The 14,144-nt window shown below is 59.8% G+C and carries 12 protein-coding genes; 6 read left to right on the top strand and 6 right to left on the bottom strand.

Features of this window, described 5'->3' with window-relative positions:
• The first annotated feature begins 2 nt into the window (after positions 1-2).
• The 6 genes from dusB to V6Z53_RS05430 all read left to right on the top strand — a co-directional run bounded on the left by dusB (position 3) and on the right by V6Z53_RS05430 (position 7,958).
• The gene (dusB, locus tag V6Z53_RS05455) at positions 3-1,013 is read left to right on the top strand and encodes a tRNA dihydrouridine synthase DusB (protein WP_338584506.1); all 1,011 of its coding nucleotides are present in this window, start codon (positions 3-5) and stop codon (positions 1,011-1,013) included.
• Positions 1,010-1,330, top strand: a complete 321-nt coding sequence (gene fis, locus V6Z53_RS05450; RefSeq protein ID WP_015093301.1) for a DNA-binding transcriptional regulator Fis — start codon at positions 1,010-1,012, stop codon at positions 1,328-1,330. Before dusB ends, fis begins: the two co-directional genes overlap by 4 nt.
• Positions 1,331-1,412: 82 nt before the next feature.
• Positions 1,413-3,020, top strand: a complete 1,608-nt coding sequence (purH, locus tag V6Z53_RS05445) for a bifunctional phosphoribosylaminoimidazolecarboxamide formyltransferase/IMP cyclohydrolase (RefSeq protein WP_338584505.1) — start codon at positions 1,413-1,415, stop codon at positions 3,018-3,020.
• A gap of 107 nt (positions 3,021-3,127) precedes the next feature.
• Complete coding sequence (purD, locus tag V6Z53_RS05440; protein ID WP_338584504.1) at positions 3,128-4,423, top strand: phosphoribosylamine--glycine ligase; 1,296 nt, start codon at positions 3,128-3,130, stop codon at positions 4,421-4,423.
• Between the two features lie 98 nt (positions 4,424-4,521).
• The gene (locus V6Z53_RS05435) at positions 4,522-7,299 is read left to right on the top strand and encodes a response regulator (RefSeq protein ID WP_338584503.1); all 2,778 of its coding nucleotides are present in this window, start codon (positions 4,522-4,524) and stop codon (positions 7,297-7,299) included.
• 62 nt (positions 7,300-7,361) lie between these two features.
• Positions 7,362-7,958 carry a MarC family protein gene (locus V6Z53_RS05430; RefSeq protein ID WP_338584502.1) on the top strand — a complete coding sequence of 199 codons (597 nt, stop codon included), beginning with the start codon at positions 7,362-7,364 and terminating at the stop codon, positions 7,956-7,958.
• Here V6Z53_RS05430 and V6Z53_RS05425 read toward each other — a convergent pair.
• The 6 genes from V6Z53_RS05425 to cobG all read right to left on the bottom strand — a co-directional run bounded on the left by V6Z53_RS05425 (position 7,927) and on the right by cobG (position 14,070).
• The gene (locus V6Z53_RS05425) at positions 7,927-8,685 is read right to left on the bottom strand and encodes a hypothetical protein (protein ID WP_338584501.1); all 759 of its coding nucleotides are present in this window, start codon (positions 8,683-8,685) and stop codon (positions 7,927-7,929) included. The genes V6Z53_RS05430 and V6Z53_RS05425 overlap by 32 nt on opposite strands.
• Positions 8,686-8,745: 60 nt before the next feature.
• The gene (locus V6Z53_RS05420) at positions 8,746-9,516 is read right to left on the bottom strand and encodes a hypothetical protein (RefSeq protein WP_338584500.1); all 771 of its coding nucleotides are present in this window, start codon (positions 9,514-9,516) and stop codon (positions 8,746-8,748) included.
• A 199-nt stretch (positions 9,517-9,715) separates the two neighbouring features.
• Positions 9,716-11,413 carry a precorrin-3B C(17)-methyltransferase gene (gene cobJ / locus V6Z53_RS05415; protein WP_338584499.1) on the bottom strand — a complete coding sequence of 566 codons (1,698 nt, stop codon included), beginning with the start codon at positions 11,411-11,413 and terminating at the stop codon, positions 9,716-9,718.
• Positions 11,413-12,144: a precorrin-2 C(20)-methyltransferase gene (locus V6Z53_RS05410; protein ID WP_338586452.1), complete on the bottom strand. Its 732-nt coding sequence runs from the start codon at positions 12,142-12,144 to the stop codon at positions 11,413-11,415. The genes cobJ and V6Z53_RS05410 overlap by 1 nt, the downstream gene beginning before the upstream one ends.
• The gene (locus V6Z53_RS05405; protein WP_338584498.1) at positions 12,144-12,770 is read right to left on the bottom strand and encodes a precorrin-8X methylmutase; all 627 of its coding nucleotides are present in this window, start codon (positions 12,768-12,770) and stop codon (positions 12,144-12,146) included. The genes V6Z53_RS05410 and V6Z53_RS05405 overlap by 1 nt, the downstream gene beginning before the upstream one ends.
• Complete coding sequence (gene cobG / locus V6Z53_RS05400) at positions 12,763-14,070, bottom strand: precorrin-3B synthase (RefSeq protein WP_338584497.1); 1,308 nt, start codon at positions 14,068-14,070, stop codon at positions 12,763-12,765. Before cobG ends, V6Z53_RS05405 begins: the two co-directional genes overlap by 8 nt.
• Positions 14,071-14,144: the final 74 nt, after the last annotated feature.

Genomic DNA, 14,144 nt, shown 5'->3' with positions numbered 1-14,144 from the left:
CTATGTCGGCGGTACGCATCGGTCCATATACATTACACAACGGCTTGATTCTCGCCCCCATGGCGGGCGTCACCGACCAACCCTTTCGTCAGTTGTGCAAGCGATTGGGCGCGGGACTAGTAGTCTCGGAAATGGTCACCAGCGACATGAGTTTATGGAACACCCGCAAGTCGCGGATGCGCATGATCCACGAAGGTGATCCCGAGCCACGCTCGGTACAGATCGCCGGTGGCGATGCGCAGATGCTGGCGGATGCGGCCCGGGCCAACGTCGAACTGGGCGCACAGATTATTGATATCAATATGGGTTGTCCGGCGAAGAAGGTCTGCAACAAGGCCGCCGGCTCCGCACTTTTGAAAGATGAAGCACTGGTAACCGAGATCCTGCAGGCCGTCGTGGCGGCGGTCGATGTGCCGGTCACCTTGAAGATCCGTACCGGTTGGGACCGGGACAACAAGAACGGCCTGACGGTGGCGAAGATCGCCGAGCAGGCAGGCATTACGGCGCTGGCGGTCCATGGCCGCACCCGTGCCGATCTGTACACCGGTGAAGCCGAGTACGACACCATTGCCGCGATCAAGCAGGCGGTGTCGATGCCGGTTTTCGCCAACGGCGATATCGATTCGCCGGAAAAGGCCCGCTACGTGCTCGACGCGACCGGTGCCGATGGCCTGTTGATTGGCCGGGCTGCCCAAGGGCGGCCATGGATTTTTCGCGAGATCGACCATTTCCTGCGTACCGGCGAGAAGCTCCCGGCACTGGAACTGGTCGAGGTGGAACGCATCCTGCTAGAGCATCTGGCTGCGCTGCACGCCTTCTATGGAGACGTGATGGGCGTACGCATTGCTCGAAAGCATGTGGGCTGGTATCTCGCAACCCTGCCGGGCGCCAGGGAGTTTCGCGCCCACTTCAATCGTTTGGATGGTACGGAAACACAATGCGCCAACGTTCGGGAGTTCTTCGCCGAGCGTTACAAGAGCCTGACAGGGGACGGAGAGTGGGTGGCCGCATGACGATGATGACCGAGACTTTAGTGAGTGGAACAACACCCGTGAGCGACAACGTGAATTTGAAACAGCACCTCAATACCCCAAGCGAAGAAGGTCAGACCCTTCGCGGGAGTGTCGAGAAAGCGCTGCACAATTATTTCGCCCACCTTGAGGGCGCTGCCGTCACGGATGTGTACAACCTGGTGCTCTCCGAAGTCGAGGCTCCCCTGCTCGAATGCGTGATGAACTACGTCAAGGGCAACCAGACCAAGGCCAGCGAGATGCTCGGACTCAACCGAGGCACACTGCGCAAGAAACTCAAGCAGTACGATTTGCTGTAAGCATTCAATAAAACCAGAAAGGCGCCCGCGTAAAACCGGTCGCCTTTTTTGCTGACTTCCTTTGCTTTTGATGGAAATTGAGATGACCGACCAGACTACCCGCCTGCCGATCCGCCGCGCCTTGATCAGCGTTTCCGACAAGACCGGGATCCTCGAATTCGCCAAAGAGCTTGAAGCTCTGGGCGTCGAGATCCTCTCCACCGGCGGAACGTTCAAGCTGCTGCAGGACAACGGCGTTGCCGCAGTGGAAGTCGCTGATTACACCGGTTTTGCCGAAATGATGGACGGCCGGGTGAAAACCCTGCATCCGAAAATCCACGGCGGGATCCTCGGTCGTCGCGGTATCGACGACGCCATCATGAACGAGCACGGCATCAAGCCGATCGATCTGGTAGCGGTCAACCTGTACCCGTTCGAAGCCACCATCAACAAGCCAGGCTGCGACCTGCCGACCGCGATCGAGAACATCGACATCGGCGGCCCGACCATGGTCCGTTCCGCAGCCAAGAACCACAAAGACGTTGCCATCGTGGTTAACGCCGGCGATTACGCCAGCGTCCTGGAAAACCTCAAGGCCGGTGGCCTGACCTACGCTCAGCGTTTCGACCTGATGCTCAAGGCGTTCGAACACACCGCCGCCTACGACGGCATGATCGCCAACTACATGGGCACTGTGAACCAGGCTGCCGAGACACTCTCGACCTCCGGCCGCAGCGAATTCCCGCGCACCTTCAACAGCCAGTTCATCAAGGCCCAGGAAATGCGCTATGGCGAGAACCCGCACCAGAGCGCGGCGTTCTACGTGGAAGCCAAGCCTGCCGAAGTCGGCATCGCCACCGCAACCCAACTGCAAGGCAAGGAACTGTCGTACAACAACGTGGCCGACACCGATGCCGCGCTGGAATGCGTGAAGAGCTTCGTCAAGCCGGCCTGCGTGATCGTCAAGCACGCCAACCCGTGCGGCGTGGCCGTCAGCCCGGACGCTGAAGGCGGTATCCGCAAGGCCTACGACCTGGCCTACGCCACCGACACCGAATCCGCTTTCGGCGGCATCATCGCCTTCAACCGCGAGCTGGACGCCGAGACTGCCAAGGCCATCGTCGAGCGTCAGTTCGTCGAAGTGATCATCGCTCCTTCGGTCAGCGAAGAAGCCCGCGCCATCGTCGCCGCCAAAGCCAACGTACGCCTGCTGGCCTGCGGCGAGTGGTCGGCAGATCGTGCCGCTGCCTGGGACTACAAGCGCGTCAACGGTGGCCTGCTGGTGCAGAGCCGCGACATCGGCATGATCAGCGCCGATGACCTGAAAGTCGTGACCAAACGCGCACCGACCGAACAGGAAATCCACGACCTGATCTTCGCCTGGAAAGTCGCCAAGTACGTGAAGTCCAACGCCATCGTCTACGCCAAGAACCGCCAGACCATCGGTGTCGGCGCGGGCCAGATGAGCCGCGTGAACTCGGCGCGTATTGCTGCAATCAAGGCAGAGCATGCCGGCTTGCAGGTAGCCGGTTCGGTGATGGCGTCCGACGCTTTCTTCCCGTTCCGCGACGGTCTGGACAATGCGGCCAAGGTCGGTATCACTGCGGTGATCCAGCCAGGCGGTTCGATGCGTGATGCTGAAGTGATTGCTGCAGCTGATGAAGCCGGCATCGCCATGGTCTTCACCGGCATGCGCCACTTCCGTCACTAATATCATCAGGCCTGCAATGCGCAGACCTGTAGGAGCAAGGCTTGCCCGCGATGGCGTCCTCAAGATCGCCATCGCGGGCAAGCCTTCCCACAACCGAGGTTTTTGAAATGAATGTTTTGATCATTGGCAGCGGTGGCCGTGAACACGCCCTGGCCTGGAAAGTGGCTCAGGATCCGCGCGTGCAGAAGGTTTTCGTCGCTCCGGGCAATGCCGGTACCGCGATCGAAGCCAAGTGCGAGAACGTCGCCATCGACGTATTGGCCCTTGAGCAACTGGCGGACTTTGCCGAGAAAAACGTTTCCCTGACCATCGTTGGCCCGGAAGTGCCACTGGTCGCTGGCGTCGTTGACCTGTTCCGCTCCCGTGGCCTGGATTGCTTCGGTCCGACCGCTGGCGCCGCTCAGCTGGAAGGTTCGAAAGCCTTCACCAAGGACTTCCTGGCTCGCCACAAGATCCCGACCGCCGACTACCAGAACTTCACCGAGATAGAGCCGGCCCTGGCTTACCTGCGTAAAAAAGGTGCGCCGATCGTGATCAAGGCCGATGGCCTGGCTGCCGGCAAAGGCGTGATCGTTGCCATGACCCTGACCGAAGCCGAAGACGCCGTGCGCGACATGCTGGCGGGCAATGCCTTTGGCGATGCTGGTTCGCGCGTGGTGATCGAAGAATTCCTGGACGGCGAAGAAGCCAGTTTCATTGTCATGGTCGACGGCAAGAACGTGCTGCCGATGGCCACCAGCCAGGACCACAAACGCGTCGGCGACGGCGACACCGGTCCGAACACCGGCGGCATGGGTGCTTACTCCCCTGCTCCAGTTGTTACCAGCGAAGTGCACAAGCGCGTCATGGACTTGGTGATCTGGCCGACGGTTCGCGGCATGGCCGAGGAAGGGAACGTCTACACTGGCTTCCTGTACGCGGGCCTGATGATCGACAAGGCTGGTAACCCAAAAGTTATCGAATTTAACTGCCGTTTCGGCGACCCTGAAACCCAACCGGTCATGCTGCGTTTGCAGTCGAGCCTGGTGCTGCTGGTAGAAGCTGCGCTGGCACAGGCGCTGGACAAGGTCGAGGCACAATGGGATCCACGTCCGAGCGTCGGCATCGTGCTGGCCGCGGGCGGCTATCCTGGTGACTACGCCAAAGGCGCGGCCATCAAGGGCCTGGATGCAGCGGCGGCACTGGAAGGCAAAGTTTTCCACGCCGGTACTGCTCTTGAAAACGGTCAGGTTGTTACGGCCGGTGGTCGTGTGCTTTGCGCCACTGCCATGGGTGCCAGCGTCGATGCTGCACAGCAGCAGGCTTACAAACTGGCGGCCAGCATTGATTGGGAAGGCTGTTTCTATCGCAAGGACATTGGCTACCGTGCCATTGCCCGCGAGCGTGGCGAAAATCAGGAATAAGCTTCCATTCAGCCGGGCGAGGGCTTCGGGCCCTTGCCTGACTATTCCGGCGCCGCGCATAGTTATATTCTGGCATTAACCTACGAAGGGATTTCGCCGTGCGCTGGCTCAGGATTGCCATAGGTTTCACCGTCACTCTGCTGACCCTGCTCTGCATGCTCCCGGCTCAGGCCGGACAAGGCAGTGGCCTAGCGGTATTGCTCGACGAACAGGGTGACCTGCAGCTGAGCGATGTCCGCTCCGCGCGCTATACCAACCAATTCAGTCCTATCGATCTCGAACGCATCACGGCAGCCGAGCCCGACGGCGCGCTCTGGCTGCGCTTTCGTCTTGCACCGGGCAAGCATGAGCAGTTGCTGAGAGTATTCGCACCCGACCTGCTGCAACTCAATATGTACGTGCTGGACGGCGACAAGCTGATCGAGCAATCGAGCACCGGCCACAAACAGCCCCAGGCTGACCGACCACTGCCCAGCAGCGACTTCATGCTGCCGTTGCCGCAAGTCGACAAACCCCTCGACGTTTACCTGCGACTGGTCTCCGAACACCAGTTGCGACCTTTCATCACCCTGCAATCGGCGGTGGTGGCCGCGGCCAGCCAGAACCAGACGTTGATCTACGGCCTGCTGCTGGGCTGCATCGGCATGCTGATCCTGCACAACCTCATCCGTTATGCCTACACCCGTTCACGCAGCAGTCTCTGGCTCGCCATCTGCGAAGGTTTGCTGATGCTCAGCGTGGTGCTGTTGCTGAATCTGGCAGGGCCATGGCTGCCGAACTGGCAAGCCGTACAAACACCCGGCGCCTACCTCGCCTTGTTACTGACGGCACCTGCCGGCCTGATGTTCGCCTATCGTTTCTTCGCCCCACTCGGCCCACACCCTCTGAACAAGCTGATGTTGGGCGAGATCCTGTTCATCATGATCTGCGGCCTGTTGCTGCTGTTCGTCAACACATTGCCGCTGAACATCATCACCTACGGCCTGGTCGCCCTTGCGGGCCTGACCATGCTGTTCGTCAGCGCCTGTCACTGGCAGAAGGGCTATCGCCCGGCGCGGCTGTTCGTGGCGGCGATGGTGGTGTTCAACCTCGGCACGCTGATCATCCTGCCCGCTCTGCTCGGGCTGACCCTGATCGAACCCCACGGCCTGATCACCACCCTGCTGGCGTTCATTTGCATCAGTGGTCTGCTGATGAGCATCGCCTTGAGCGAGCGTCAGCGGCGCATCACCGAAGATCGTTTCAGCATCAGCCGCGACCTGGCGGCCAGCAACGCCGAGATCAATGCCAAGGCCGAGTTCCTGGCGAAAATCAGCCACGAGATCCGCACGCCGATGAATGGCGTGCTGGGCATGACCGAGCTGTTGCTGGGTACGCCACTCTCGGTCAAGCAGCGTGACTATGTACAGACCATCCATAGCGCCGGCAACGAGCTGCTGACGCTGATCAACGAAATTCTCGACATCTCCAAACTCGAATCCGGGCAGATCGAACTCGACGATGTGCAGTTCGATCTCAATGCACTGATCGAGGACTGCCTGAGTATCTTCCGCGCCAAGGCCGAACAGCAGAACGTCGAGCTGATCAGCTTCATCCAGCCGCAAGTGCCGCGGGTCATCAGCGGTGATCCGACCCGCTTGCGCCAGACCCTGTTGAGCCTGCTGGAAAACGCCCTGAAGAAAACCGATGAAGGCGAAATCCTGATCGTCGTCGCCCTCGATGAGCGCAGCGCCAAACCGCGCCTGCGCATCGCCGTGCAGGACAGCGGCGAACCGATGGACGCCGAAGAGCGCGATGCCCTGATGCACGCCGAACTGCACAGCAAGCACTTCCTGTCGGCCAACCGTCTGGGCGGAAATCTGGGGCTGGTGATCGCCCGTCAGCTGATTCGCTTGATGCAAGGCGAGTTCGGCATCAAGAGTGGCAGCAACCAGGGCAGCACCTTGTGGCTGACCTTGCCGCTGGACCCGGATCGTCTCGAACATCCGACCTCCGACCTCGATGGCCCGCTGCAAGGTGCGCGGGTACTGGTGGTGGATGACAACGACACCTGTCGCAAGGTCCTGGTGCAGCAGTGCAGCGCCTGGGGCTTGAACGTCAGTGCCGTTGCGTCCGGCAAGGAAGCCCTGGCGCTGCTGCGTACCAAGGCGCACTTGCGTGATTATTTCGACGTGGTCCTGCTGGACCAGAACATGCCCGGCATGACCGGCATGCAACTGGCGGCCAAGATCAAGGAAGACCCGAGCCTGAACCACGACATCCTGCTGATCATGCTCACCGGCATCAGCAATGCGCCGAGCAAGATCATTGCGCGCAATTCGGGGATCAAACGCATCCTCGCCAAACCGGTGGCTGGCTACACCCTCAAGACGACCCTGGCCGACGAACTTACCCAGCGCAACAAGGGCCTCGCCGTCATGCAGCCACCCTCTTCCGGCCCGACCCTGCCGGTCAAGGTTCCCAGCGACTTCCGTATTCTGGTGGCCGAAGACAACAGCATCTCGACCAAGGTTATCCGCGGCATGCTGGGCAAGCTCAACCTGCAACCGGATACCGCCAGCAATGGCGAGGAAGCCTTGCAGGCAATGAAGGCCCAGCGCTACGACCTGGTGCTGATGGACTGTGAAATGCCGATCCTCGACGGCTTCTCGGCCACCCAGCAATTGCGCGCCTGGGAAGTCGGCAACCAGCGGACCCGTACTCCCGTGGTGGCATTGACTGCTCATATCCTCGCCGAACATAAAGAGCGAGCGCGTCAGGCCGGCATGGATGGACACATGGCCAAACCGGTCGAACTCTCGCAGTTGCGTGAGTTGATCGAGCACTGGGTTGCCCAACGCGATCTGCAGAACCGCACGGCGACACCAACGTCCTGAGCCGACAGACCCAATCGCCTGATAGACTCCCCCTCGACTTCCCTCGCCAGTGAGCTTGCACCATGCTCCATGTGTTGTTCAGCGTTTACCTGAAGATGCTGGTGCTCTACAGCCCGTTCTTCGTGTTGTCCTGCTTCATCAGCCTTACCCGCGGTTACTCACGCAAGGAACAACGTCGGCTGGCCTGGAAAGTGGCGACCGCCACGCTGGTCTCCAGCGTATTGCTGTATCTGTTTGGCCGAGTGATTTTCGACGTTTTCGGCATCACCGTGGACGCGTTCCGCATTGGTGCCGGCAGCGTACTCTTCATCTCGGCGCTGGGCATGGCCCAGGGCAAGTCGGCCGTGCAGACCGATAACGTGCAGCAGGACGTAACCATCGTTCCGCTGACTATCCCGCTGACGGTCGGCCCCGGCACCATCGGTGCCTTGCTGGTCATGGGCGTGAGCCAGCCGCACTGGGACGACAAGCTCACGGCCATTCTCAGTATTGCCCTGGCCAGCTTCACTGTCGGCGTGGTGCTGTACCTGTCCAGCCGAATCGAGCGCATTCTCGGTGATCAGGGGTTGCAGATTGTCAGCCGGTTAATGGGCTTGTTCGTGTGTGCGTTGGCAGCGCAGATTATTTTCACCGGAGTGAAAGGGTATTTGGTGCCATGACCGCGCCACAGGTCACGTAATCCTGCCCGGGTTCGATATCAGGCGTGACCGCTATCATCTGATGCCACCGTACAAAGGCGATGAGTTGCTCCCTGCTTCTGGCAAACGCCCTCGCCGCCATTTCGAACCTGTGATGTTTCACCGATACCGGTGAAGTAAAACTGCGCGGCAAAAAAGCCAGCTGCAAAAAAGGCTCTTCCACAGTTTGCGACGTTTCGAACTCAAGCTGGAACAGATCCATACAGGCTTTGCGTGAGCTCACCGCAAACAGCACATGCACCGTAAAGCGTTGCTCCTCTTCCTTCCCCGGCACCTTGACCATGCGCTGACTGACACAGCGCTCCCAAAAGCGCACCGCTGATGGTGAATACGTGGGGATTTTGCTGAAGGCATTCATTGCTTCAAGTACTAAGGCACTCTGCTCGTGAAGCGACGGACCTGCCATTGCCTGAACGATCACATCACTGAGCGTGACGCTGGACCGGCCTTCAAATGTCGGTCGCAACACTTGCTCTCCCCGGAGCGTCCAAGCGCTCCGTTCAAGCGCCTGGACAAACGTGCTGTGCCATTGCGAAAACTCTTCGACATTCGGAAACTTACTCGACGCCATCAACCGGGCGGCGAGTAATGAATACAATGTGTCGCACTTCATTTGGCTTTCCAATGAACTGGACAACACGCTTAACAAACCAGTATCGACAAACGATTCCTGACGATTACTTTCCATGTTTCACCTTGCAAACTGTAGAAGCAAAGAGAACTTCAAGCATCGAAGTTCTCATCATAATTACAGCGGAACTTTAAAGTAATCGAGCCGAGCCTTATCGACTGCGCCCTGAACAACATCCTTGACGACATTGTAAGCACGCCGATTCAATGTACGGCGCGTAGCGGCGGTATATACTTTCACCTCTTCACCCCGAAATTTGAAAAACAGGATTTTTGTAATCAGTTCCTTTGCCTCCATCTGCATAGCACACGCAATCATTGTTGGTCGCCCACCCAGTAATACACATGGAACAACCTGAAGGTTGCCGGACTTATTCTGTTTACTTTTCAGCTCTATCAGCTTTAGTGCGCCATCGTTCTTTTCCAGGGAGTTAAAAGCTGCGGAGATCAGTGGCAGGACTTTCAGTTTGTCGGCACCGGCGGCCAACGCGATGATCTGCAGTGCAGCCTCGTCCATGGTGAAGTTCAAATCCCGACTGATGTATTCCTTATAAGGGTCGCTCATGGTCGGCCAACCGCAATTGGTCAGCGCTTTGCTATATTCGCCATACCATTCGCGGCGCTGGGTTTCGCGGTTGTAATACGTGTCTGCACGCATTTCCGCAAAAAGAATCGTATCGTCAAATGCCTCGCGATCTTCGTCCGACAGTGCTTCATCATAAGCTGCAACGGTTGTTCCCAATACGGCGGAGGATTCGTTGTCACTTTGCACCGAGGTCATACTAATATTTGCCATACGCGTCATTGGCCGTACTGTTTCAGTCAGTCCAAAATATTCCCGTTGCGCGGAATAGTCGAATGCCTCATCCATCACTTCATTAGCAATCATATTACTCACTTCCTTATTAGTTAATTGAGCCTGCCTCTTGCAGACAGACAAAACTTAGCGACCCACAAAAATTTGGTCAAACCAGAAATAACCACAAGATATTGTGACGCACAAATGCCGACTAATAAGCCGGCATTTAAACAACGAACAAATAACTTAAAATAAACAAGGCCGGCATTGCGCCGGCCCTTTCTGCAACTTACGGTTTATTGCCATACCAGCGAGGCGTGTATACCCACACGCCACCTTCCGGGCGCGGAAAGACACAAGTGGTTGAGGAACCAATCAGCACCATGGTTCGCATATCAACCTGATCTGGCGTCAGTTGCCCAAGGGTCGTCACCCGTAGCGTCTGCCCCGGACGCCCGATGTCGCGCCCCAAAACCACCGGTGTCTCTGGCGCGCGATGCCGGGCGACGATCTCCAGTGCTTGCCCCAATTGCCATGGACGTGAACGCGAGATCGGGTTGTAGAACGCCAGGGCCAGATCTGCTTGGGCGGCCAGGTCCAGCCGTTTCTCGATGATCGACCAAGGCTTGAGGTTGTCCGACAGCGACATCACACAAAAGTCATGACCCAACGGTGCGCCGGCCTGGGCCGCAGTTGCCAGCGAGGCAGACACACCCGGCAAGATCTCAAGATCGACGTTGTGCCAATTGATGTCGGTGGACTCGTGAAGCGCTTCGAGCACCGCGGCAGCCATGGCGAAAACACCCGGATCGCCCGACGACACCACCACCACTGATCGCCCTTGGGCCGCCAGTTCGAATGCATGCCGTGCACGCTGCATCTCTTCGCGGTTGTCGGTGCAATGGAGCACCTGGTCCGTGCGGAATGGCCCGGCCATGCGTACATAAGTTTCGTAACCCAGCACGTCATTGGCGCGAGCGAGTTCGGCCTTCACCGCAGGCACCATCAACTCAGCCGCACCCGGCCCCAGGCCTATCACCGCCAGGCGCCCGCGCGCACGGCCGATCTGCAACGGGTCCAATGGCTGCGCGGCCACGGCAATGGCGACGGCATCATCACCAACGATGGAAGCTCCCGGCTCCATCGCCTGACGTGCCAGTTCAACGGCTCCACCCACGGCACTGGAAAAGCGCAAAGGCACACCCAGTTCGAGTGCCGCTTCACGCAGCGCCGGGCTGGCCATTTCGGTTTCGGCGGCCAACATACAGGCCACCGACTGCACGGCAATTGCAGCCTGATGCAAGGCCTTACGAATCACGTTCGGCAAATCCGCAACGCCGGCACGGACCGCGACCAACACACTGCGCGGATAGATCAGCAATTCGTTGGCCGCTGGCAGGCGCTCGGCATGACTGACACGCACCGCCAGCCGCGCCTGCGCATCCTCAGGCAACTGCGCTTGCGCCAGCCACGGTGCCGAACCTTCGATGCGCACGGTTTCGCCGGCGAGCAGATCAGAAACGAAACGCTTGCCCAGTTCCAGATCACCCAAGGTATAGCCGCTGGGCGGGTTGAGCAGGCAAGTGCCGAAACGCAGTTCACCGCTGGTGGTGATGGCCGGTGCGACGTCGAGATGGGCGGCAATTTCCCGCGCCATCACATTCACGCCGCCCAGACCACCGAGCAACGGCACCACCGCGCTGCCGTCTTCAGCCACGGCCAGCACCGGTGGCTCGGCGCCCTTTTCGAGCAGCAACGGCGCCAATGTGCGGATCACTATCCCGGCCGCGCACAACGCGATGATCGGCGTGTTCTGTTGATACAGTTCTCGCAGGGTCGCGCCGAACTCGTGATAGACACGGTCCGCGCTATCGACCCGTTCGGCCAACCCATGGATCAGAGCGCCGGGGTAAAACTGTTGGAGCGTACGCGCAGTGGCGAGGCTGCCATTGCCGAGAATGACAATCGCCGGAACGAGTCGGGTCATCAGCCTTGCCACCTTTCGCCGGGAACGATGATCAGCGAGAAATACGGCGAGGACATTGGCTCGACCTGATCCAGCGGCACGATTTTCTGATTGGCCATGGTCGCGCGCTCGACGTACAACGCGCGCCCAGCGAGACCGAGTTCTTCCAGCACCTGGCGAACCTTGGGAAAGTTGCGCCCCAGCTTCATGATCACGGCCGCGTCGGCGTCGGCCAGGCGACGCTTGAGTTCGTCGTGGGGCAGCACGCCGGACAACACCGAAAGACTCTGATTGCGATACACCAGCGGCGCGCCGAGTACCGAGGCACCGCCAAGCATCGAGCACACGCCCGGCACGACTTCGGCCTGATAACGCTCGGCGAGCCGGTCGTGCAGGTACATGTAGGAGCCGTAGAAGAACGGATCGCCTTCGCAAATCACCGCCACGTCGCGACCAGCATCGAGGTGCGTCGCCAGTTCTTCGGCGGCGTCATCGTAAAAATCGCTGATCACTTGTTCGTAGGACAACGGCGCCGGCAACGCCTCGGTGGTCACCGGGTAGACCAGCGGCAACAGGTTCTGCGCTTCCTGCAGATGCGCCTCGATGATGCCGAACGCATTGCCCTTTTTACCCTTGGCGACGAAGTACGCCACCACCGGCGATTCGCGCAGCAGGCGCAGGGCTTTCACGGTAATCAGTTCCGGATCACCAGGGCCGACGCCAAGGCCGATCAAACGTCCAGGTTGCTGCATCATTCGATCTCCGTGGCGAGGGCATTGACGGCGGCGGCGGCCATGGCGCTACCGCCCAGGCGACCTTGCATGATGACAAAAGGCACGCCACGGCTGTCCGCCGCCAACGCTGCCTTCGATTCGGCGGCGCCGACAAAGCCCACCGGGAAGCCGAGGATCAACGCCGGTTTCGGGGCGCCGGCGTCGAGCATTTCCAACAGGTAAAACAGTGCGGTCGGCGCGTTGCCGATCACCACCACACTGCCCTCCAAATGAGGACGCCATAGCTCCAGCGCAGCGGCAGAACGGGTGTTGCCCAACTCACGAGCGAGGTCCGGAACGCTCTCGTCGCGCAGCGTGCAGATCACTTGATTGTTCGCCGGCAACCGCGCGCGGGTCACGCCTTCGGAGACCATCCGTGCATCACACAGGATCGGTGCGCCAGCAGCCAGTGCGTCACGCCCTGCCTTGCCCGCACCTTCGGAAAACTGCAAACCGTCGATGGCATCGACCATGCCGCAGGCGTGAATCACCCGCACCGCGAGTTTTTCCAGATCGGCCGGGATTCGCGCGAGGTTGGCCTCGGCGCGAATGATCGCGAAGGAGTTGCGATAGATCTCCTGACCGTCGCGGATGTAATCAAGCATCAAGGGGGCTCCGTGAGCGGGCGTCGAGCACAGTCGCGACCGCTTCAATAGTAAGGTTGCGTGCGTGCAGGGCGCCGAAACCGGGCTGCGCTGCATCGCGAAAATAGAGATCGTAGTGGCCGGGGGCGACGGCCAGCAATGTGACCGGCGAAATGTGCGCGGCGGCACAGGAACGCGAGCAACCGCTCAGGTGCACATTCAGTGCGAGCCCGTGACGTTGCAGCAGAGTGGCCAGTTGCAGGGCATCGCCCTTGGTTTCAGCCAGACCTTTGCCACAGCCGCTTGAACCGGTGCAGGCGATCATTCGTGTCAAGGATTGCTCGGGGTCGCACAACAGGTCCAAATGTTCCAGGCGTTGAATGACATCAATGGCGTGTTCGCTGCGAATATTGGGCAGCAGCACACTCTGCCACGGGGTAAACCGCAGACTGCCGTCGCCGAACTCGCTCGCCAGTTGTGCCGCGCCCCGCAGCATTGCAGGATCAAGCCGTCCCAGCGGCGGTACTGCGCCGACGTAGACAAGATCTGCCAGCGCCTGTGGATGAGCGCCGATGTGCAGAACACTTGAATCCGCAGTGCGTCGCCAATCGGTCATGGCCTGGATAGATACGCGTCCGGCCAGTCGAGTCAGGACATTTTCGATCGAGTGCTCGGCCAACAAATGACGCATCCGCGTTTGCTCGGGTCGCGCCAGTTCCAGAAACAACTCAAGCACCGCAACCACGAGGTTGTGGCCATCGTCGAGTGCCACCGAACCTGCGGGCGTGTCCGTTGGGCAACCCGCCAGACCGAACGCCCACCGCACCTCGTCGTCTCGCCCAAAGGCCGAGAGCCACAGGTCGTGGGGATGTTCGAGCATCGCCAAGGCCTCGCCGCCATCGAGTTGCACGGCAAACTTGGCGCTGAGGTCGTGGAAGGGTTCGTGATTTTGCAGCGTGGCGAGGATCCGCTCGGCCAATGGACGTGTGTCGAGCAGCATCTTGCGATCGATCCCGGCACTCGGGCTGAGCATCAAATTGCGCACGTCATCGCCCGCCGCGTTTTGCGGCCCCAGACCGGCGGCCAGCAGGCGCTCGATCAATGCCGTTTGCTCGCGGCCAATCCCGCGTATTTGCAGATTGGCGCGGTTGGTCGCCTCGATCGCGCCACTGGCAAAACGTTCTGCCGCACTTGCCACTGCCTCGGCCTGAAAGCTGCTGATCGAACCGCCGCCGAGTTTGATCCGGCAGATTCCGCCATCCAGCGCCGGGACAATACGCAGCAACCCCGGACAGGCCGAGGGGCGTAAGGCGGTGGACACAGGGCGTTCGTTCAAGGGGATGACCCGTTCAGGTGGCGAAGCACTTCGCGGGCGAAGCGGGCGGTATTATGCCT

This window comes from Pseudomonas sp. MAG733B, assembly GCF_036884845.1.
Taxonomy (GTDB): domain Bacteria; phylum Pseudomonadota; class Gammaproteobacteria; order Pseudomonadales; family Pseudomonadaceae; genus Aquipseudomonas.
Note: the sequence above shows the minus strand (reverse complement) of the source record. Positions and strands in the feature narration are given on the sequence as shown.